Raw genomic sequence first — 21,143 nt, forward strand, 5'->3', positions numbered from 1 at the left:
TTCAGGGCAATTCGTGGAGAAACCCTGGCGCGCCGACGCTCGACGCGCCAGGGCCCGCCCTTACGGTTCCACGAAATCCGCGTTCAACGTGCAGAGCTTCCAGGAGCCCTCGCGGCGGATCAGGGTGCCGGTGTAGTTGATGTCCTTGAAGTAGTTGCGGTATTTGTCGGGGACGTCGGTGAACTTCTCGTTCAGGACGAACGTCGCGGTGTCGGGGTCGGGCTGGGTCACCGCGGTCACCGTGTGGGTGAAGCCGGCGGTGGTCAGCTCGGGGCCGAGGTGGGTGTCGTAGCGGGGGGTGTAGTGGGTGACTATCTCGTCTATGTCGTTGGCGGTTTCGGGGCAGACCAGGGTGCGGAAGCCTTCCCAGTCGTGTGCGTTCGAGGTGGCGGCCACCGCGTTGGTGACCCGGACCAGGTCGGGGTCCAGGGTGGCGGGGTCGGCGGGGGGCACGGGGCGGTCGGGGGCGTTGAAGACGACGGGCGCGGCCTGCGGGCGGAAACCGTTGGCGGTCAAGTGGGTTTCCATGGCGCGGCGCCAGGATCCGTCGTCGATCATGGTGCGGATGGCGTCGGTGATGCGGGCCTGCAGGGCGATATCGCCCTTGCGGACGCCGATTCCGTAGCGCTCGCGGGTGAACTGGTGCCCGACCACGCGCAGGGTGCCGTCGTATTTCTTGGCGAAGCCGGCCAGGATGACGTCATCGGCGGTCACGGCGTCCACGACGCCGGAGATGAGGTCGGCCGCGCATTCGGAGTAGGTATCGCGGGTGGTGAGTTCGACCGTGCGGGCGAAGCTGCGCCGGATGTGGTCCGCGGCGGTGGATCCCGCGGTGGTGCAGATCGCGCGGTCGTGCAGGTCCTCGGGGCGGTCGATATGCCGTTCGTTGTGGCGGACCAGCAGGTCCTGTCCGGCGATCAGGTAGGGCCCGGCGAAGGAGACCTGTTGCTGGCGTGCGGCGGTGATCGAGTACGAGGCGGCGATGAAGTCGACGCTGCCGTTGTTCAGAAGCGCTTCGCGCTGTTCGGGTCTCGCTTCGCGCCAGGTGATGTGCTCGGGGTCCACCCCGAGTCGCCCGGCGATGTAGACGGCGGTGTCCACGTCGAAGCCCCGGGGTCTTCCGTCCGGACCTCGGGTCGACAGTCCGGGTTGGTCTTCGGCGATCCCGATGGTGAGGGTGCGCGCGGGCGGCTGGGGTGCTTCCGGCTTCGGAGCGGCTTGCAATGCGCATGCGGTGAGGACCAGAACGGTCGCGATCGAACCGGTGTAGAACACGCGCTTCATCGGTGACTTATCTCCTTTTTCGCAGGCTAGCAACCATTCAGCTTATCGAGCATCCAAGCATTGGTGTGACCAAAAGTCGCGGATATCCATCGTCTGAAATTGCGATTCGCCGGATTATTCGGCGGGGAATAATCGCGATCATTTCCGGAGTACCCGGAAAACGCCGAGAATGGCAAATTGTTAGCAAATAGAATTCTCGGACCGGTTGGTCAACCCGGATCGCGAGTCGGCGTTCGGCGGGGTGTGACCTGAAATACTCCCGAATCGCGTGCCAATAGTTAGTGCGTTAACTATTCTGGCACTAACGATGGGACGACCGAGGAGGACGGATCCGATGGAGGCGGAGGACCCGCTGCGGCTGGACCGGCAGGTGTGTTTCGCGCTGGCGGTGGCCAACCGCGCGGTACTGGCGGTCTACCGCCCGCTGCTGGAACCCATGGGCCTGACCCACCCGCAATACCTGGTGATGCTCGCGCTCTGGGGTGAGGCCCCGATGTCGGTCAAGGACATCGGCGAGGCCATCCAGCTCGATTCGCCCACCCTGTCCCCGCTGCTCAAACGCCTCGAGGCCGCGGGCCTGATCACCCGCCGCCGCGACGATCGCGACGAGCGCAACCTGGTGATCGACCTGACCGAGTCCGGCCGGGCGCTGCGCGCGGAGGCCGAGCGGATTCCGCCCGCGGTGGTGGAGCGCCTCGGGGTGGGCCTGACCGATCTGGAGCACCTGCGCGATGCGCTCAACCGTGTCAACGCGGCCGCGCGCGCGGCCGGCAAGGGAGTTCGATGATGAAGCGCCCCAACCCGATACAGTGGCTCGGCTACGCCTGCGGCCGCCGCCTGCCGGACACCATGCTGGACTGGGTCCGCAACGACCTGACCGGAAAGTGGGCGGGCCCGCGGCATCTGGTGCGCGGTCTGGTGCCGATGCTGCCGATCTTCGCGCTGTTCCTGCTGTTCCCGGGTGAGCTGTGGTTGCGCGCGGCGATGATTCTGCTGGCCCTGCTGCTGGCCATGTTCTACATCGTGGCCTATATGCCGATGAACCGCGCGCATCGCCTGCGCAAGCACGGCCTGCCGGAGGATCTGGAGAATCCCGCCCGCCGTGATCGCCGCGCCGCCGAGCGCGCCGCGTACGAGGCGCGCTACGGCGGTCTGCGCTAGCCGGCGTTCTTGGTGCAGGCCGAGGTGATCACCTGGGCCGGCCGCGGGGAGGCGCTGCCGAGGTCCGGAAACGGCGGGTTGCTCTCCCCGAGCGAGGCGACCGCGGCGCCCTCGGCCTCGGCGCGGCTGCCCGCCGCGGCCCAGCCCCACGTCCCGTCCGCCCCGCGGGCGACGGCGGCGCAGCCGTCGCTGAAGCGCAGCACGATTTCGCAGTCGTAGTTCGCGCAGTCGCGAATGGCGGCCGCGTCCGCGGAGACCTTGCCCGGCATGTCGGTCGAGACCACCGCGGCGTTCTTCAGCCGGGACAGCGCGACGGTGCCGTAGTACTGCGCTGCGGCGGAAGCGTTTCCGGCCGCGGCCAGCGCGCAGGAGACCGTCATGGCCGCGGTGACCGCGGTAAGGCGTGCAACCGACAAGGCAAACCCCGATATTTCAGAAGTGGGCGAACGAGGCCGATGGTAGACGATCGCCCCTCCGTGCGAGGCACGTTCGGATTACCGGTTCTTTACTCGCGGGTGAAGCCCTCGCAACGCCCGCGCGCGTCAATCCGGGTGCGGCAGGGCGATTTCCGGCGAGCTAGCGCGACGCCTGCAGCGGCCGGGTCAGCGCGGTGCGCAGCGCCTCGAACGCCGCGGCGTTGGCCCGCTGGGTCTCGGGCAGGTGGAAGGCCATGGACATGAAGCCGTGCACGGTGCCGTCCCACCGCTGCACCTGCACGCGCACGCCCGCTTCGTGCAGCAGCCGGCCGTAGGTTTCGCCCTCGTCGCGCAGCGGGTCGAATTCCGCGGTGGCGATGTAGGCGGGCGGCAGTCCGGTGAGGTCGGCGCGCACCGGCGCGGCGTACGGGTGGTCGGCGTCGGCGTCGGCGCGCAGGTATTGCCGCCAGTACCACCGCAGGTGGGCGGCGGTGGTGAAGTAGCCGGTGGCGTTGTCGGTGTAGGACTCGCTGTCGGTGGCCGGGTCGAGCATGGGGTACAGCAGCAGCTGGAAGGCGATGTCGGGTCCGCCGTTGTCCCGGGCCCGCAGCGCCGCGACGGTGGCGAGGTTGCCGCCCGCGCTGTCCCCGGCGACCGCGACCCGCGCCGGATCTCCGCCCAGGGATTCGGCGTTGTCCGCGACCCAGCGCAACACCGCGTACGCGTCCTCGGCCGCGGCGGGGAACCGGTCGTCCGGTGCGCGGCGATAGTCGACCGAGATCACGATGACCCCGGACTCGTTGGCCATCATCCGGCAGAAGCGGTCGTGACTGTCCAGGCTGCACAGCACGAACCCGCCGCCGTGATAGAACACCACGACGCCGGGGACGGTCTCGGCGTCCAGCGGCCGGTACAGCCGCACCGGCACCTCGGGTGCGCCGTCCGGTCCCGGCACGAGCCATTCCTCCACCGCCGCAACCGGAATCGGCTCCACCGGCGGCACGGCCCGGGCGGCGAGGAAGGCGCGCGCCGCGGTGGCGTCGTGCACCTCGGTGCCCAGGGCCGGGAAGGCGGCGGTGGCCGCGTCGACGAAGATTTGCCATTCGGGCGACAGGGACATCGCTGACTCCTCCGGGAGACGGTGTGGTTGGTCGAAGTGGGGGTGCCGGAACCGATTCGCGCGCAGCGGGTTACAGCTCCATGCCGCGCGGAATGAACTTGCCCGCCGCGAGCCCGCCGTCGACGGTGATCTCCGCGCCGGTGATGTAGGCCGAGGCGTCCGAGGCCAGGAAGGCGACGAGTTCGGCGACTTCCTCGGGCAGGCCGGTGCGCTCGAGCGGCAGGGTGGGGAAGCTGCCGGGCCCGGTGGTCAGGTACGGAACCATCGGGGTGGCAATGGGTCCGGGGTGCACGGAGTTGACGCGAATCTGCTGGGGACCGAGTTCCAGGGCGGAGATCTTGGACAACCCGCGCAGGCCCCACTTGGACGACCCGTAGGCGGAGTGGTTCATCAGGCCCTCGAGCCCGGCCTGCGAGGAGATGTTCACGATGGAGCCGCCGCCCGCCGCGGTCATGGCGGGGATGACGGCCTTGATGCCGTTGAACGAACCGATCAGGTTGACCTTCAGAATGCGTTCCAGCTCTTGCGAACCGGTCTCGACGAGCGGCTTCATGAGGTAGATCGCGGCGTTGTTGACCAGTACGTCGAGCTTGCCGAAGGTGGAGACGGCGACCTCGACCGCGGCGGCCCAGCTGTCCTCGTCGGTCACATCGTGGCGCACGAATCGGGCCGCGTCACCGAGGGATTCGGCGAGTTCCTTGCCTTCGGTCTCGAGCACGTCGGTGATGACGACCTTCGCACCGCGCTCGGCGAACAGTCGCGCCTCGGCCGCGCCCTGGCCGCGGGCGGCTCCGGTGATGAGGGCGACTTTGCCGTTCAGGTCGGTCATTGCTGTGTCCTAACTGGTTGTGACGGTGTGGATGTGGAGCGGTGATTCAGCGGAAGCGGGGGATGACGTGCTCGCCCCACTGCCGGATGGTCTCCAGGCACGCCTCCTGCGGGACGGTGCCCATCTGGATCAGGCACAGGATCTCGTCGGCGCCGGCCGCGGCGAGGCGTTCCACGTAGGCGATGGCGTCCGCGGCGGTGCCGTAGGCGTGTTCGGCGTTGAAGATGGCGGCCGACCCGGATTTCACCGGGATCTTGGCTTCGTGCAGGTAGGCGATGTGCTCCGCGCCGACCTCCCGGATCCTGGCCATTTCGTCCGCGCCGGGGTCCACGGCCTCGTCGGGTGCGGGTCCCATGCCGTAGTAGTGCTTGACGGCCTGGGCGAAGAAGCGCTGCCCGCGCGCGCCGATCTGCCGGGCGCGCTCGCGATCGTCCAGGACGATGGTCGGGCACAGCGCCGCGAAATGGTCGTTGACCACGGTGGAGACGAGCCGGTCACCGCTGCGCTCGGCGATGGCCCGGTCGTAGATGCCGCGCAGTTCGGCGATCTCCTCGATGCCCGCGAACCCCAGCACCAGCGCGCCGACGCCGTACTCGGCGGCCAGTCTCAGGGTGTCCTTGCGGGTGCAGGCCATGAACAGCGGCGGATGCGGGCGCTGCACCGGCCGCGGCAGCAGGTGATGCGGCTCGACGGTCAAAAGCTCACCGCGGTAGGAGAATTCGGCTTCGGGGTCCTGCCAGGCGGCCGCGATCATGCGCAGCGATTCCTCGACCTCGGCGGCGGTGCGCCCGGGGTCGACCCCGCACATGGAGGTTTCCACCGCGGTCGCCCCGCGGCCCGCGCCCAGGTTCAGCCGCCCGTTCGAGAGCACGTCGAGCATGCCCGCGCGTTCGGCCACGCGGACCGGATGGTTGAAGTTGAACGGCATGCACACCACGCCGTGCCCGATGCGAATCCGCTCGGTCCGGGCCGCGACCCAGGTCAGGAAGATCTCCGGTGCGCTCATGTGCGCGTACCACTTGAGTCCGTGGTGCTCGACGGCCCACACGGTGTCGAAGCCGACTCGATCGGCCAGCACGGCCTGTTCGACGCAGTCGCGCAGCACCTGGGCCTCGTGCGCGGCGGTGGGGTCCGCCATCTGCGCTTCGAAGATCATCGAGAACTTCATCCGGGTGTGCTCCTCAGCTCGCCGGCTTACCCGGGGACCGCCTGTTCGGCAAGGTCCGGTCGCTATGCCTAACCGGAATAGTTCAGTACCCAAACCTTCAGGTCATTCGGTTGTCTCAGTGGCCGGGACCACACCTGCCCGCCCCCGGGGCATCGCCTTAGCGTCGATTCGAAACGTGAGGAAGGACGGGAACCTGTGGGACAGTTGGACGGGAAAGTCGCGCTGATCACCGGCGGTGCGCGCGGCATGGGAGCCGAGCACGTGCGCCGCTTCGCCGCCGAGGGCGCGCGGGTGGTGTTCGGCGATGTGCTCGACGAGGAAGGTAAGGCCCTCGCGGCCGAGCTGGGTGCGGACGTCCACTACGTGCACCACGATGTCACCAGTGAAAGTGACTGGCAGGCAGCGGTTTCCGAGACCGTCGAGCGTTTCGGCCGGCTCACCACGCTGGTCAACAATGCGGGCATTCTGCGCTTCAAGCGTCTGCTCGACATGAGCCTGGACGAGTGGAACACCATGCAGGCGATCAATGTGACGGGCAGCTTCCTGGGCATCAGGTCCGCGGCTCCGGCGCTGATCGACGCCGGTGGCGGTTCCATCGTCAACGTGTCCTCGGTGGAGGGTTTCGTCGGCGCTGCCGGGTTGTCCGCCTACAGCGCGAGCAAATTCGCGCTGCGCGGGCTCACCAAGTCCGCCGCCCGGGAGCTGGGTCATTCGGGTATCCGGGTGAACTCGATCCATCCCGGCGGCATCGCCACCCCGATGACCGCGTCCGTGGCGGGCGCGAGCGGGGTGGACGGCAACAGTTTCTTCTCCGAACTGCCCATCCCGCGCTGGGGTCAGCCGGTCGAGGTCTCCGAGGTGGCGCTGTTCCTGGCGTCCGAGGCCTCGAGCTACTGCACCGGCGGCGAATTCGTCGTCGACGGCGGCATGCTCACCAGTTGCGGCTACTAGAGGACAGACACCACCCATGGAATTCGAATTCGACGTCGTCGTCGTCGGCTCGGGCGCGGCCGGTATGACCGCCGCGCTGACCGCGGCCTATCGCGGCCTGTCGGTCACCCTGATCGAGAAGTCCCGCCTGTTCGGCGGCTCCACCGCGCGCTCGGGCGGCGGCATCTGGGTGCCGAACAACCCGGTGCTGAAGGCCGCGGGCGTGCCGGACAGCCCGACCATGGCCAAGACCTACCTGAAAGCCGTTGTCGGCGATCGTGTTCCCGATGCCAAGCAGCAGGCGTTCCTGGACAACGGCCCGGAGATGTTCGAGTACATCGGCACTCGCTCGCAGTACTGGGAATTCGATTACGACCGCGGCTATTCCGACTACCACCCCGAGTTCCCGGGTGGTCTGGCGCAGGGCCGGTCCATCGAGCCCAAGGTGATCGACGGCCGGCTGCTCGGCGGTGATCTGCACAAGATCAACCAGCCGACCATGTCCGCGCCCGGCGGGCTCGCGATCACGGTCAGCGATTTCCACGACCTGAACATGATCGCGCGCACCTGGACCGCGAAGAAGACCGCGGTCAAGGTCGGCGCGCGCACCGCCCTGGCCCTGGTCAAGGGCGCGAAGCCGCTGAGCCTGGGCAAGGCCCTGGCCGCGCGGCTGTGGCTGTCGCTGCGCGACGCCGGGGTGCCGGTGTGGCTGAACACCCCGCTCACCGAGCTGATCGTCGAGGACGGCGTCGTGGTCGGCGTGCGTGCCGAGCACGAGGGCAAGCCCGTCGTCATCAAGGCCACGCGCGGCGTGGTGCTGGCGGCAGGCGGCTTCGAGCACAACCTGGAGATGCGCAAGAAGTACATCTCCGGCCCGCAGTCCACCGAATGGACCGTGGGCGCGGTCGAGAACGTCGGCGAGGGCATCGTCGCGGGCCAGAACGCCGGTGCGGCCGTCGATCTCATGGACGACGCCTGGTGGGGTCCGTCGGTGCGCAGCGCCACCGATCGCCCGCCGTTCTTCTGCCTGGCCGAGCGCGCCCAGCCCGGCGCGATCATGGTCAACGACGAGGGCGAGCGTTTCGTGAACGAGTCCGCGCCGTACGTCAACGTGGTGCACACGATGTACGAGGAGGCCGCGGCCGGGCGCAGCACCGGTCCCGCGCACTTCATCTTCGATCAGGACTTCCGCGACCACTACCTGTTCCTGGGAAATTTCCCCAAACGCCCGCTGCCCCAGGGCTATTTCGACAAGGGCATCATCAAGCAGGCCGACACCCTCGAAGAGCTGGCCGCGCAGCTGAACATCCCGGCGGGCAAGCTCACCGCCACCGTGGAGCGTTTCAACGGCTTCGCGAAGGCCGGTCGCGACGAGGACTTCCAGCGCGGCGATTCGGCCTACGACCGCTACTACGGCGATCCCACGGTCAAGCCCAACCCGAACCTGGCCCCGCTGGCGCGCGGCCCGTTCTACGCGGTGGAAATGGTTCCCGGCGACCTGGGCACCAAGGGCGGCCTCGTCACCGACGAGCACTCGCGGGTGCTCGACGAGCAGGGCGGCGTCATCGCCGGTCTGTACGCGGCGGGCAACAACTCGGCCGCGGTGATGGGCAACGACTACGCCGGCGCGGGCGCGACCATCGGACCCGCGATGGTGTTCGGTTACATCGCCGCCAATCACATGGCGGATCGGGAAGACGCCGCGGCCCAGGCTGTTCCGGGCGTCGCGAAGGCCGCCGAACCCAAGCGCGCCGCCAAGCGCGGCGGAGCGGTCAACGGCGCGGCGGCGACCGCCGGCGCGGGACGGAATCAGGGGTAACGCCATGGGACGGGTCAGCACCAAGAACGTCATCGTCACCGGCGGCGCGCGCGGCATGGGCGCGGCCTTCGCGCGCAAGCTCGCCGTCGAGGGCGCCGCGGTCGTCATCACCGACGTCCTGGTCGCCGAGGGCGCGGCCCTGGCCGCCGAACTCGGCGACCGGGCGCTGTTCCTGCCGCTGGACGTCACCGACGAGGCCGCCTGGAACGATGTCGTCGCGCAGGCCGAGTCGGCCTTCGGACCGGTCTCGGGCCTGGTCAACAACGCCGGCATCGTGCACGTGGACCCCATCGACAAGCTGGCCGAGGCGGACTACCGCCGGGTCATCGACGTCAATCAGGTCGGGGTCTTCCTGGGCATGAAGGCCGTGATCGGCTCCATGCGCGCGGGCGGGGTCGGTTCGATCGTGAACATCTCCTCGACCGGCGGGCTCATCGGCTACTCGAACATCCTCGGGTACGTCGCCTCCAAGTGGGCGGTGCGCGGCATGTCCAAGACCGCCGCCCAGGAGTTCGCCGCCGACAACGTCCGGGTCAACTCGGTGCATCCCGGGATCGTCGCGACCGAGATGGTCGCGGCCTCGGAGCGCTCGAAATCCATTGCGGCCAACCAGCCCATCGCCCGGCCGGGCACGCCCGAGGAACTCGCCAACCTGGTGCTGTTCCTCATCTCCGACGAATCCTCCTACAGCACCGGGGCGGAATTCATCGCCGACGGCGGCTTCACCACGCAGTAGCGCGAGACAGGAAAGATCATGAAGGACTTCCACGGCAAGGTCGCCGTCATCACCGGTGCGGGCGCGGGCATCGGGCGCGCGCTGGCGGTCGAGCTGGCCAAGAACGGTGCGCAGCTGGCGCTGTCGGGCCGCAATCTCGACAGTGTCGCCGAGACGGCGGCGCTGTGCGAGAAGGAGGGCGTCAAGGCCCGCGCGTACAAGCTCGACGTCACCGACCGCGCGGCGGTGTACGAGCACGCGGACGAGGTGGTGTCGGACTTCGGCAAGGTCAACATCGTCATCAACAACGCCGGTGTCTCGCTGACCGCCAATATCGAAGACGTCACCTGGGAAGATTTCGAATGGATCTTCAACATCAACTTCTGGGGTGCGGCGTACGGCACCAAGGCGTTCCTGCCGCACGTGATCGCCTCCGGTGACGGTCACATCGCCAATGTCTCGAGCATGTTCGGACTGGTGGCCTGCCCGAGCCAGAGCGGTTACAGCTCCTCGAAGTTCGCGATGCGCGCCTTCACCGACGCCCTGCGCCAGGAGATGATCATCGCGGGCAACAACGTCGGCGTCTCCAGCGTGCACCCGGGCATGATCAAGACCGAGATCGCCTGGAAGGCGCGGGCTTCGGCCAATCGCGACCGCGACGCCCTGGCCAAGAACTTCGACGGCCTGGCCAAGACCACGCCCGAGCAGTGCGCCCGGACCATCCTCAAGGGCATCGGGAAGAACGACCCGCTCATCCTCATCGGCACCGACGCCAAGGCGATGAACTGGATGCAGCGCCTGCTCGGCTCGGGCTACATGAAGCCCCTCACCGCGCAGATGCGCAAGGAGATCTGACTCCGGCCCCGACCGCGCTCGGCGACCGGATGACCGTGGCCGCACACCTGCTCGGGTGTGCGGCCATCGGTCGTCTCGCCGGTTCCGGCCATGTTCCGCCGATGGCGGACGGTCGATCTCGACGCTCAGGCGGGGTCGCGCAGCCGATCCTTGAGGACCTTGCCGCCGGTGTTGCGGGGCAGGGCGGGGGTGAACACCACCTCGCGCGGGACCTTGTAGCCGGCCAGGCGTTGCCGGGACCACTCGATGATCGCGGCTGCGTCGGCGGCCGCGGGATCGGCCGGGACCACCACGGCGCGGCCGACCTCGCCCAGGCGCGCGTCGGGAACGCCCACGACGGCCACATCGCGAATCTGCGGGTGCCCCAGCAGAACCCGTTCGATCTCGGCCGGGTAGGCGTTGAAGCCGCCGACGATGAACATGTCCTTGAGGCGATCGGTGATGCGCAGGTAGCCGTCGTCGCCGAGCAGCCCGACGTCGCCGGTGTGCAGGTAGCCGTTCGCGTCGACGACCGCCGCGGTGGCCGCGGGATCGTCGAGGTAGCCGAGCATCACGTTGGGCCCCTTGACCAGGATCTCACCGGGCTCGCCCGGCGGCATGTTGCTCCCGTCCCGGTCGACGATGCGAATGTGGCTGCCGGACAACGGTTTCCCCACCGTCTCGGCGAGCAGTTCGGTGGGCGCGCCGGGCGGGCAGACCGAGACCACGCCCACCGATTCGGTGAGGCCGTAGGCGGTGAACACCGACGGCACCCCGAGCTCGGTGCGCACCCGCTCCACCAGCTCGGCGGGTATGGTCGCCCCGCCGGTACCGGCCAGGCGCACCGAGCCGAGCAGGTGGCCCGCGTGCTCGCTGTTCAGCAGATCGGTGAAAAGCGTTGGCGGACCGGCCAGCACACTGATGCGCTCGCTCTCGATCAGCCGCAGCGCGGCGTCCGGCTCGAACCGGGCCAGCGGCACCATCGTGGCGGTGCACAGCACGCAGGCGATGATGCCGGCCTTGTACCCGAAGGTGTGCGAGAACGGATTCACCAGCAGGTACCGGTCGCGCGGGCGCAGCGCCACCGCCTCGGCCCACGCGGTGAAGACCTCCAGGGTCTGCCGATGGGTGGCGAGCACGCCCTTCGGGGCGCCGGTGGTGCCGGAGGTGAACAGGATGTCCGAGATCGAATCCGGCAGTACTTCCGCCGCACGGTCTTTCGCGGCCGATGCCGGGATCACCTGGCCCGGGGCCAGGAATCCGGCCCACGAACTGGTGTCCCAGCCCGCGGCGGCGGCGCCGGGCGCGTCGTCGAGCAGGATCAGGTGTTCGAGATCGGGCAGCGGACCGGCCGCGGCGAGCATGCCGGGATAGTCGTTGCCCAGGAACTCCTGCACCGTGCAGACGGCTTTGGCGTGCGCGCGGGCCAGGATGTCGGCGGCCTCGGATCCCTTCAGCCGGGTGCTGATCGGCACCAGCGTGACCCCGGCCCCGAGCATCCCGAGCGCGGTGACGATCCAGCGGTCGCTGTTGGGCGCCCACAGCCCTACTCGGTCGCCGGTCTCGAGCCCCGAGGCGATGGCGGCCCGGCTCACCTCCGCCGCCTGTTCGGCCAACTCCGCGTACGTCACTCGCCCCGTGGGCCCGGCGATCGCGACGGCGTCCGGATACCGCCGGGCGCGGTCGGCCACGAGGGCCGGAATGGTGCTGACCGGGCCGGACGCCGAAGTTCCGCCGATGGATGCCGCATGCCGCCGATCCATTCGCCCATCCTGCCCCACCACCCCCACCTGATTGCCCGTTTTTCCCGTGCCATCCCGGTGACCGGGCGTGCCTTCGGGCGGCGGTGCGCGATTCCGCTGATCGGGATGCGGGTTGGGCGTGAGGGCCGTCACCCGGCACGCTCGGTGACAGGGATATTTCTGGGCGGCATATGCCCGGTAGGCCGCAGTCGAGCGGCGAGCGCTGGAGTGCTGATGAATTCCGAACCTCGAAGGAGTGACATGACCGCGGGAGCCGAGCTGGAGCAGCGACCCGATGTGGCCGAGCTGATCGCCGGCCCGGCCGGTGCCGCCGTGACCGTCGCCGAACTCGACGGCGCCTGCGGGCTGTCGCGGGAGCGCATCGGCGGCAAGGCGTGGAGCATCGACCATATGCGGGCGCTGGGCCTGCCGGTCCCGCCCGCCTTCGTCATCACCACCGACGCGTGGGCCGATTACACCCGGCGCGGCGCGATCGCGGACGAGATCTGGGAGCGGGTGCGCGCCGGCATCGCCATGATCGAGCGCGGGACCGGGCGGTCCTTCGGCGCGGCGCAGCGGCCGCTGCTGGTGTCGGTGCGTTCGGGTTCGGCGGTGTCCATGCCCGGCATGATGGACACCGTGCTCAACCTGGGCATGACCGACCAGGTGCAGGCCGCGCTCGCCGCGGAGACTTCGAACCCGGTGTACGCCAACGACACTCGTGAGCGTTTCGTGCACCAGTACCGCGAGACCGTGCTCGGCGCGGCCGACGGCGTGGTGCCCGCCGATCCGTGGCAGCAGCTGCGCGGCGCGATCGAGGCGGTGTTCCGGTCGTGGGATTCCGCGCGCGCCAAGACCTATCGCCGCAATCGCGGGGTGCCCGACTCGCTGGGGACCGCGGTCACGGTGCAGGCCATGGTGTTCGGCAACCTCGACGAGCTCTCGGGCACCGGGGTGCTGTTCAGCCGCAACCCCAACACCGGCGACGGCCCGGTCTACGGCGAATGGCTGGTGGGCGGCCAGGGCGAGGACGTGGTCTCGGGCCGCCTCACCCCGCGTCCGCTCGCCGACCTGGCCGCGACCCAGCCCGAGGTGCACGCCCGCCTGATCGCCGCCACCGAACTGCTCGAACGCGACGGCCGCGATATGCAGGACATCGAGTTCACCGTCGAATCGGGTGCGCTGTGGATGCTGCAGTCGCGTCCGGCCAAGCGCACCGCGCGGGCCGCCGCGCGCACGGCCGTGGCCATGGTCGCCGAGGGCCTGATCGACGCCCGGCAGGCCCTGGACCGGGTCACCGCCGACCAGGTGCGCGAGGTGCTGCGCCCGGCTTCGGGCGACACGACCGGGCACGAGCCGCTGGCGCGCGGTGAATCCGCCTGTCCCGGACTGGCTTCGGGTGTGGTCGTAACCGATCCCGACGAAGCCGAGGCCCGCGCCGAGGCGGGCGAGGACGTCATCCTGGTGCGCCCCACCACCAGTCCGGACGATCTGCACGGCATGATCGCCGCGCGCGCCATCGTCACCGAACTGGGCGGCACGACCTCCCATGCCGCGCTGGTGAGCCGGGAACTGGGCCGGCCGTGCGTGGTCGGCTGCGGGCCGGGCGTGGTGGACGCGCTCATCGGCCGGACCGTCACCGTCGACGGCGGTGCGGGACTGGTGCTCTCGGGTGAGATCACCGCCAAACCGGTCGAGCAGAGCGTGCTCGACGACGTGGCGCAGCTGGCGGCCTGGGCGGGCGTCGCGCCCGCGGATCTTGCCGACCGGCTCGAACAGCGCTCCGCCGCAACCGAGTCCGGCACCGACGTCCCGGAGCCCGGGCGCGCCGACGCGCCCGTCACCGAGCTGTCACTGCTGCGGCTCGTCGGCATCAAGGGCCGGGTGAACGCGGACAACCTGGCCGCGAGCCTGGGCGTGGACGCCGGCGAGATCGCCGCGCACTGTGCGGACCTGGTCGCGGCCGGCCTGTGCGCGAGCACCCCCGCCGGCTTCCGGCTCACCCCCGAAGGCCGCCCCCGGCTGGCGGAACTGCTCGAGGCCGAGCGGGCGAGCGCGGACCACGCCGCCCTGACGGCCGCCTACGACGAATTCTGTGTCTACAACGCCGATCTCAAGGTGATCATCACCGACTGGCAGATGAAGGATCCGGCGACGGTCAACGACCACGCGGACGCCGACTACGACGCCGCCGTGCTGGCCCGTCTCGCCGCCACCCACCGGGCGTTGCGCCCGCTGGTGCACCGGCTCGGCGGCCTGGCCCCGCGCCTGATCCGCTACACCGACCGCCTGGACCGGGCCGTCGAGCGCATCGCCGAAGGAGACCTGACCTACGTGGCCCGTCCCATCATGGACAGCTATCACACCGTGTGGTTCGAACTGCACGAGGATCTGATCGGCCTGTGCGGTCTGACCCGCGCCGAGGAAGCGGCGGCCGGCCGTGCCCACTGATCCCGCGCTCACCGACACCGCTCCCCGTGCTTCCCAAGAGTCCCAGGGGCAGCGGTGGGTCGAGTTCGCCCAGATCGACAACGTCCGCGATCTGGGCGGGCTCCCCGTAATCACCGGCGGCGTAACCCGTTTCGGCATGGTGCTGCGTTCGAGCACGCTGCAGCAGGCCACCGCCGCGGACCTGAGGAAACTGCTGGAACCGCTGGGCCTGCGCACGGTCATCGACCTGCGCCTGCCCGACGAGGTCGAGCGCGAGGGCTACGGCCCGGTCGCGGGCAGCGGCGTGCGCATCGCGAACCTGCCGATTCGCAAGTCGCCCCAATCCTCGCTGGCCGCACGGGATCTGGTCCCGGACAAGACCCGCGTGGACCTGACCGACCTCTACGGCCAGTTGCTGGCGGGCAGCGGCGAGCACATCGTCGAGGCGGTGCGCCTGATCATCGACCCCGAGCGCCGCTCGGTGCTGTTCCACTGCGCCGCGGGCAAGGACCGCACCGGCGTGCTGGCCGCGGTCCTGCTGGACGCGGTCGGTGTGGAACACGAGGCCATCGCGCACGACTACGTGCTCACCAACGAGCGCATGCAGCGCGTTCGCGACCGCCTCGACGCGCTGCCCTCCTACGCGGGCCTGCCCCCGGCGAACACCGGCATCCTGGCGATCACCGCCGACGTGATGCTGCGCTTCCTGGCGAACCTGCACGCGGACCACGGCGGTGCGGCCGCCTGGTTGCGGGCCAACGGGCTGACCGCCGCCGAACTCGACCGGCTCCGCGACACCCTGGTGCAGCCTGTCGAGTAGGCGCTGCCGGGCCGGTGGCGCGGGTATCGATCCCCCTCGCGCCTCGGCTGTTCCGACTGCGGCGCGGATCGGCCGCTATCGACGGTCGCCGCACGGGCGCGCCCCGGGGCGGGGCTCGGACAGCGACGTGGTCGCCGCACGAGCATGCCTCGGACCGATCTCGAACAGTCCTCCGGCTCAGACCGATTCGACGATGACCTTGCCGTCCTCGCCCGGTGCGATGAACGGCAGCAGTGCCTCGGCCTCGGCCCGGACCTCGGCCCGCGCCGTGCCGGTGAACGGGTGCCACGGCGTGACGCGAATCGTGGCGTCCTCGACCGCCCAGGTCCCGTGCACGAACCCGTCGACCAGGTACATCGGCACGCCCGCCGAGGCGATCCGGTTGATTCGCGCGCGGTCGGCGTCACTGATGATCCGGCGGCGATCGCGGTGGCCGAGCGTCGCGTTGTCGAACGCGGGCAGAAAGCGCACGGGCACCGGCAGATCGGGGTCGGCGAGCGGCGCCTCCGGCAGATCGAACAGTTCGCGGCCGGTGTCGTCGTGGTGGACCCGCAGGTTCGGGCGCAGCCGCGCGACCACCGCCGCCAGTCGCGTCACCCCGGACCACGCCTGCATATCGGCCACGCTCGCCGGTCCGAAAGCCGCCAGGTAGCGCAGGATCAGGGTCTCCGGATCCGGCGTCTCGTGCACCGATTCGCCGATCCAGTCCGGGGCGAGCGAGACCGAGACGCGCCGGTTGCGCCACGCGCCCCACACCCCGGCGGCGTCGTCGTGGATCAGCGGCAGCACGACGCCCAGCGCCTGGGCGAGCCGCCCCGGATGCGGGCTGGGGAACCGCTCGGCCAGCGCCAGGCCCAGCTCGCGCCGGGACAGGGTGCGCCCGGCGAGCAGTTCCGCACCGGCGGAGCGGAATTCGTCACGGTCGGCCGTTCCGAGCGCCTCCTGGAAGTAGGCCGCCGAATACAGCTGCTCGACGGCGGCGCGCACGGTCGGGTACAGCCAGCGGTAGTCGTCCGCGGCCGCCAGATGCACCGTGCGCCGAATCATGGTGGAGCGCACCACGGTCCGATCCCGCAGCAGGGCCGCCAGCTCGTCGTGACCGAAGCCGGCGAGCCGGGTCCACAGCCCCACGTACGGCCAGTTCGGCTCCTGCCCCTGCACCGCGACGAGCCGGCGGACGAGATCGGCGGCGGGCAGCTCGGCCCGCTCGACGAGCAGCTGCCGCGTGAGCAGGGTCCGGTTCAGCGTGCGCAGCGAGATTTCCGTCATGAGATCAGTCTGGCGGGGGATTAGGTCAGCTCCTGTCCTATCTCGGCGGAGCAGACCGATCTTCCGGATTCGGGCATGCGCCGCAGGCGGAGCTGGGATTCTGGGGGAGAGTCGAGAGTCCACCCACCGCGGGGAGGCAAGGCATTGGCCCGGATCGGCACCACCCTCGTTCCCGACAGTCCCCGCCTACCGGTTCGCAGCCCTTCCGGCGCGCTCCTCGGCAGCGCGCACCGACCGGCCCCGCGGCGGCGATCATGCTGCTCGGCATAGACATCGGCACCTCGGCGTCCAAGGGGGTGCTCGCCGATCATCGCGGCCGGGTGCTGCGCCGGGCCGAGCGCGCCCACCGGGTGTCCATGCCCAGGCCCGGCTGGTTCGAGCACGACGCCGAGACCGTGTGGTGGGCGGATTTCCGGGCGATCGCGCGCGAACTGGGCGCGGCCGGTCAGCCCATCGAGGCCCTGGCGGTGAGCGGCATCGGCCCCTGCCTGTTGCCGGCCGACGACGGCGGGCAGCCGCTGCGCCCGGCCATCCTGTACGGCGTGGACACCCGCGCCGGCCTCGAAATAGCCGAGCTGACCGACGAATTGGGCGCGGACACCGTCCTCGAGCGCTCGGGCTCACCCCTGACCAGTCAGGCCGTCGGCCCCAAACTGCGCTGGCTGGCCCGGCACGAACCGCAGGTCTGGAAAGACACGCGCATGCTGCTGATGGCGAGCTCCTTTCTGGTGCACCGGCTCACCGGCCGCTACGTCCTGGACCACCAGTCGGCCAGCCAATGCGTGCCGATGTACGACCTCGTGGCCTGTGACTGGGCGCGGGACTGGGCGGATTCGGTCGCACCCGGCCTGCCCCTGCCCGAATTGGCCTGGCCCGCCGAGATAGTCGGGCACCTGACCGCGCGGGCCGCCGCCGAGACCGGACTGCCCGCCGGGCTGCCGGTCACCACCGGCACCATCGACGCCTGGGCCGAGGCGGCCGGGATCGGCGCGCGCGAGCCCGGCGACACCATGATCATGTACGGCACCACGCTGTTCCTGACCCAGGTGCTCACCGCGCCCCGGCCGCACCCCGGCCTGTGGACCACCCGCGGAACCCGGCCCGGCACATTCACGTCCGCCGCGGGCATGGCCACCTCCGGCGCGGTGACCGAATGGCTGCGCACCCTGGTCGGCGGTGAGTTCGGCGACCTCGGCGACGCCGCCTCCGCGGTGCCGCCCGGCAGCCGCGGGCTGCTGGTGCTGCCCTATTTCGCGGGGGAGCGCACCCCGCTGTTCGATCCGAACGCCCGCGGGGTGATCGCGGGGCTCACCCTGACCCACGCGCGCGCCGAGCTCTATCGCGCGGTGCTCGAGGGTATCGGCTACGGCGTGCGGCACAACCTCGAGGCCATGGCGGACGCGGGCGGGGCGGCGGCGCGCTTGATCGCGGTGGGCGGCGGCACCCGGGGCGGGCTGTGGACCCGCATCGTCTCCGACATCACCGGCCTGCCGCAGCAATTGCCCGCCGAGACCATCGGCGCCGCGCTCGGCGACGCCCGGCTCGCCGCCGAGGCCCTGGGGCTGCCCACCGCCGACTGGAATCCGATCGTCGAGACGGTGGAGCCGGACCCGGCCCACACCGCACAGTACGACCGCTACTACCGGCACTACCGCACGCTCTACGAATCCACCCGGGCGACGGCTCATTTCCTGGCCGCCGAACAGCACCGCACATCGTAGGTACCCGGCGCGCGAGCCGAGCTGTCGTCGGCGTCGGACCGGTCCGGTCTGCGAACAGCCTTCGCGGGCAGCGGAACCGGTCGCGAGGCCGGGCACGCGTATCGCCGGCCGGGCCGCAGCGTCGGCCCGCATGTCCGATTTATTCCTTTTCTGTATGGTGCACCGCGGGTAGCTCCGCGATCGCGGAACGCAGGACAGCGCGACGCGGAGGTGATACAACTTGCGCCGTGGCATGGACGTTGCGGCTCAACGCTGATCAAGAAGCTGCGCTGAGCGCGCAGGCGGTGGTGGAGGGACGGTCGAAACAGGAGATCGCCCGGGATGCCGTGCGCACCTATCTGGAACGCCACGGCACCTGGGACGAATTCCTGTCCGACCACCCGGTCGTCTTCGGCTGAGCACGGCTCCCACCGGCTGAGCCGACCGCCTCACGGGTAGTACCGGCCCCGTATCTCGGCATAGCGTTCGCGCACCGCCGCCCCCTGTCCCGCTGCGGGCGCATGGAATTCGGTGGCCTGCGGCGTCGGCCAGCGCGGCGGCCGCGGCCCGCCGCGCAGCGCCCAGGCGGCCTGCCGGGCGGCACCCAGGGCCACGTACTCGTTGGCGTGCGGCACGGTCACGGTGCGCCCGAAGATCGTCGCGGCCGCGTGCGCGATCAGTCGCGAACGCGCGGCCCCGCCGATCAGCAGAATGCGCCGCGGCGTGGTGGGCAGTCGATCGAAGGCCTCGGCGATGTTGCACAGCATGCCCTCGATGGCCGCGCGCGCCAGATGGTGCGGGCGCATGGTGGCCGGGCGCAGCCCGTGCAGGCTCGCGGTGGCGTGCGGCAGATTCGGCGTGCGTTCCCCGGTCAGATACGGCAGCAGCGTGAGACCGTCCGCGCCCGCGGGTGACTGCGCCGCCAGCACCTCCAGTCCGGAGATGTCGGTGCCGAGCAGCGTCGCGGTGGCGTCCAGCACGCGGGCGGCATTGAGCGTGCACACCAGCGGCAGGAACGCGCCGGTGGCGTCGGCGAAGCCGTTGACCGCGCCCGAGGCGTCGGTGCTGGGCGCCGCGGACCGCGTGAACACCGTGCCGCTGGTGCCGAGTGAGACCACGACATCCCCGTCCACGATGCCCAGACCCAGTGCGGCGGCGGCATTGTCACCGGTGCCCGCGGCGACCACCCGCCCGCCCGGGGTGTGCCCGGCCACCCCGGCGGGCTCGAGCACCCGCGGCACCTCGGGGGTGCGGCCGCGGAACGCCAGCGCCAGCAGATCGGGCCGGTAGCTCCCGGCGCCGGGGGACCAGTAGCCGGTCCCGGAGGCGTCGCCGCGATCGGTGGTCGGCGCGTGTGCGGGATCGCCGCCGCGCAGGCGCCAGGTCAGGTAGTCGTGCGGCAGCAGCACGCGCTCGGTCCGGTCCGCGAGGCCGGGCTCGTGGTCGGCGAACCAGCGCAGTTTGGCGATGGTGTGCGCCGCCAGCGGCACGCTGCCCACCGCGTCCGCCCACGCCTGCGGCCCGCCCAGCTCGGCCACCAGCTGGCCCGCGGCCTCGGCCGAGCGAGTGTCGTTCCACAGCAGTGCGTCTCGCACCGGGTCGCCCGCCGCGTCCAGCACGACCAGCCCGTGCTGCTGGCCGGCGACGGCGATCGCCTCCACATCGCGCATCATGCGATCGCAGGCGGCCTTGAGGGCCTCCCACCACAGCGCGGGTGCGACCTCGGTGCCTTCGGGATGCGCGATCTGCCGTTGCCGCAATACCGTTCCGGTATCGGCGTCGCACACCACGATTGTGCAGGATTGAGTCGAAGAGTCCACTCCGGCAACGACCGTCATTGGTCCCAGCCCGTCTCTATCGCGCCGGGCCCCGTCCGGGACGCAGCTGGATCTTGCGGCCCGCGCCCGCACGGAAAGTGCGCAGCGCGTCACCGAATTCGTCGAGCGCGAAATCGTGGGTGATCATGGTGTCCGCGTCGATGACGCCTTCGCCCAGAAGATCCACGGCCCGCCCGAAACTGTGCAGGACCGCCATCGAACCGACGATGGTGATCTCGTCGTTGTAGATGCGAAAGGGCGAGACACTCGCTCGCGCGTCCGCAGGTGCAACCCCGAATTGCTGATAGGTGCCGCCACGCCGCACCCGGGACAATCCATCCTCCATGGCGGAAACCGTTCCGCTGCACTCGATGACGACTTCCCAGCCCTCGGGCCGGTCCATATCGCCGGCGTCGGTGGTCGCCGCGTCCGCCCCGAGGGTGCGGGCCACGGCGAGCCGGTCGACGTTGGTGTCGACCATCGACACCGACGCCGCGCCCGCCGCACTCGCCAGTTGCAGCATGAGCAGGCCCATGGTGCCCGCCCCGTAGATCAGATAGTGCGCGCCGAGTCGCCTTGGCAGCACATCGAATCCGTGCACCGCGCACGAGAGGGGTTCCACCAGAGCACCGTGCACGGCGGTGAGATGCCCGGGTAGTCGATAACAGTTGGCGGCGGGCACTTTCACGTACTCGGCCATGGCGCCGTCGACGGTGTCGCCGATCGCGCCCCAGTTCGCGCAGAGATTTCCGCGACCGATCGCACAGTAATGGCAGCGCCCGCAGAACAGTGAGGGGTCGACCGCGACCCGATCACCGATCCGGACCCCATCGGTATCGGCACCGAGTGCCACTACCTCCCCGGCGAATTCGTGCCCGGGGATGATGGGATAGGGCGTCGGCGGGAATTCACCCGCCACGATATGGATATCGGTACCGCATATCCCGACCGCGTCCACCCGCACGACCGCTTCCCCCGCACCGGGCGTGGGATCCGGCACCGTTTCGACCGAGAACTGTCCAGGCTTCTCGACCAGTAACGCGCGCATAGCAATACCATGCACCCGATCACCGCGAGTTCGGCGCGTTT

General features: G+C 70.2%; 19 protein-coding genes. 10 read left to right on the forward strand and 9 right to left on the reverse strand.

Annotation, left to right across the window (positions count from 1 at the left end; genetic code table 11):
* Positions 1-60: 60 nt before the first annotated feature.
* Positions 61-1,284 (reverse strand): glutamate ABC transporter substrate-binding protein, encoded by a 1,224-nt coding sequence (locus ABZ319_RS11435; protein ID WP_354986270.1) that lies wholly within the window; start codon positions 1,282-1,284, stop codon positions 61-63.
* Positions 1,285-1,618: 334 nt separating this feature from the next.
* Here ABZ319_RS11435 and ABZ319_RS11440 point away from each other — a divergent pair, with 334 nt between their 5' ends.
* Positions 1,619-2,071 carry a MarR family transcriptional regulator gene (locus ABZ319_RS11440; protein ID WP_354986271.1) on the forward strand — a complete coding sequence of 151 codons (453 nt, stop codon included), beginning with the start codon at positions 1,619-1,621 and terminating at the stop codon, positions 2,069-2,071.
* Positions 2,071-2,445: a DUF5313 family protein gene (locus ABZ319_RS11445; protein WP_354986272.1), complete on the forward strand. Its 375-nt coding sequence runs from the start codon at positions 2,071-2,073 to the stop codon at positions 2,443-2,445. The genes ABZ319_RS11440 and ABZ319_RS11445 overlap by 1 nt, the downstream gene beginning before the upstream one ends.
* Here the strand turns inward: ABZ319_RS11445 and ABZ319_RS11450 are convergent.
* From ABZ319_RS11450 to ABZ319_RS11465, 4 genes are all read right to left on the reverse strand, one after another.
* Positions 2,442-2,861 (reverse strand): DUF4189 domain-containing protein, encoded by a 420-nt coding sequence (locus ABZ319_RS11450; RefSeq protein ID WP_354986273.1) that lies wholly within the window; start codon positions 2,859-2,861, stop codon positions 2,442-2,444. The two genes, ABZ319_RS11445 and ABZ319_RS11450, sit on opposite strands and share 4 nt — an antisense overlap.
* Positions 2,862-3,021: 160 nt before the next feature.
* Positions 3,022-3,981 (reverse strand): alpha/beta hydrolase, encoded by a 960-nt coding sequence (locus tag ABZ319_RS11455; protein WP_354986274.1) that lies wholly within the window; start codon positions 3,979-3,981, stop codon positions 3,022-3,024.
* Positions 3,982-4,051: 70 nt separating this feature from the next.
* Positions 4,052-4,810 carry a glucose 1-dehydrogenase gene (locus ABZ319_RS11460; RefSeq protein WP_354986275.1) on the reverse strand — a complete coding sequence of 253 codons (759 nt, stop codon included), beginning with the start codon at positions 4,808-4,810 and terminating at the stop codon, positions 4,052-4,054.
* 46 nt (positions 4,811-4,856) lie between these two features.
* Entirely contained in the window at positions 4,857-5,978 is a 1,122-nt protein-coding gene (locus tag ABZ319_RS11465) for an LLM class flavin-dependent oxidoreductase (protein WP_354986276.1), read from the reverse strand.
* Between the two features lie 195 nt (positions 5,979-6,173).
* Between ABZ319_RS11465 and ABZ319_RS11470 the strand changes: the two genes are divergently transcribed.
* Genes ABZ319_RS11470 through ABZ319_RS11485 form a run of 4 tightly spaced genes read left to right on the forward strand, consistent with a single transcriptional unit; the run spans position 6,174 to position 10,297 of the window.
* Positions 6,174-6,929 carry a glucose 1-dehydrogenase gene (locus tag ABZ319_RS11470; protein WP_354986277.1) on the forward strand — a complete coding sequence of 252 codons (756 nt, stop codon included), beginning with the start codon at positions 6,174-6,176 and terminating at the stop codon, positions 6,927-6,929.
* A gap of 16 nt (positions 6,930-6,945) precedes the next feature.
* On the forward strand, positions 6,946-8,727 hold the full coding sequence (gene kstD, locus ABZ319_RS11475) for a 3-oxosteroid 1-dehydrogenase (RefSeq protein ID WP_354986278.1): 1,782 nt from the start codon (positions 6,946-6,948) through the stop codon (positions 8,725-8,727).
* Between the two features lie 4 nt (positions 8,728-8,731).
* On the forward strand, positions 8,732-9,463 hold the full coding sequence (locus ABZ319_RS11480; protein ID WP_354986279.1) for an SDR family oxidoreductase: 732 nt from the start codon (positions 8,732-8,734) through the stop codon (positions 9,461-9,463).
* An 18-nt stretch (positions 9,464-9,481) separates the two neighbouring features.
* A complete protein-coding gene (locus tag ABZ319_RS11485) occupies positions 9,482-10,297 on the forward strand; it encodes an SDR family NAD(P)-dependent oxidoreductase (RefSeq protein ID WP_354986280.1) in 816 nt (271 codons plus the stop codon).
* A gap of 125 nt (positions 10,298-10,422) precedes the next feature.
* On the opposite strand, the gene ABZ319_RS11490 is transcribed toward ABZ319_RS11485, so the two are convergent.
* Positions 10,423-12,039, reverse strand: coding sequence for an AMP-binding protein (locus ABZ319_RS11490; RefSeq protein ID WP_354986281.1), 1,617 nt, complete (start codon positions 12,037-12,039; stop codon positions 10,423-10,425).
* A gap of 240 nt (positions 12,040-12,279) precedes the next feature.
* Between ABZ319_RS11490 and ABZ319_RS11495 the strand changes: the two genes are divergently transcribed.
* Positions 12,280-14,469 carry a pyruvate, phosphate dikinase gene (locus tag ABZ319_RS11495; RefSeq protein ID WP_354986282.1) on the forward strand — a complete coding sequence of 730 codons (2,190 nt, stop codon included), beginning with the start codon at positions 12,280-12,282 and terminating at the stop codon, positions 14,467-14,469.
* Positions 14,459-15,268: a tyrosine-protein phosphatase gene (locus ABZ319_RS11500; RefSeq protein ID WP_354986283.1), complete on the forward strand. Its 810-nt coding sequence runs from the start codon at positions 14,459-14,461 to the stop codon at positions 15,266-15,268. Before ABZ319_RS11495 ends, ABZ319_RS11500 begins: the two co-directional genes overlap by 11 nt.
* Before the next feature lie 177 nt (positions 15,269-15,445).
* Here the strand turns inward: ABZ319_RS11500 and ABZ319_RS11505 are convergent, their stop codons facing one another.
* On the reverse strand, positions 15,446-16,537 hold the full coding sequence (locus tag ABZ319_RS11505; protein WP_354986284.1) for a winged helix DNA-binding domain-containing protein: 1,092 nt from the start codon (positions 16,535-16,537) through the stop codon (positions 15,446-15,448).
* A 254-nt stretch (positions 16,538-16,791) separates the two neighbouring features.
* On the opposite strand from ABZ319_RS11505, the gene ABZ319_RS11510 reads away from it, so the two are divergent.
* Together ABZ319_RS11510 and ABZ319_RS11515 are read left to right on the forward strand one after the other, a co-directional pair.
* Positions 16,792-18,258 (forward strand): FGGY-family carbohydrate kinase, encoded by a 1,467-nt coding sequence (locus ABZ319_RS11510; RefSeq protein WP_354986285.1) that lies wholly within the window; start codon positions 16,792-16,794, stop codon positions 18,256-18,258.
* 227 nt (positions 18,259-18,485) lie between these two features.
* A complete protein-coding gene (locus tag ABZ319_RS11515) occupies positions 18,486-18,656 on the forward strand; it encodes a CopG family transcriptional regulator (protein ID WP_354986286.1) in 171 nt (56 codons plus the stop codon).
* A 30-nt stretch (positions 18,657-18,686) separates the two neighbouring features.
* Here ABZ319_RS11515 and xylB read toward each other — a convergent pair whose 3' ends face one another.
* Both xylB and ABZ319_RS11525 read right to left on the reverse strand, forming a co-directional pair.
* Complete coding sequence (gene xylB, locus ABZ319_RS11520; protein ID WP_354986287.1) at positions 18,687-20,075, reverse strand: xylulokinase; 1,389 nt, start codon at positions 20,073-20,075, stop codon at positions 18,687-18,689.
* Positions 20,076-20,091: 16 nt separating this feature from the next.
* On the reverse strand, positions 20,092-21,102 hold the full coding sequence (locus ABZ319_RS11525; RefSeq protein ID WP_354986288.1) for a zinc-dependent alcohol dehydrogenase family protein: 1,011 nt from the start codon (positions 21,100-21,102) through the stop codon (positions 20,092-20,094).
* Positions 21,103-21,143 lie beyond the last annotated feature (41 nt).

Origin of the sequence: Nocardia sp. NPDC005978, from assembly GCF_040614455.1 — a bacterium.
Lineage (GTDB): Bacteria > Actinomycetota > Actinomycetes > Mycobacteriales > Mycobacteriaceae > Nocardia.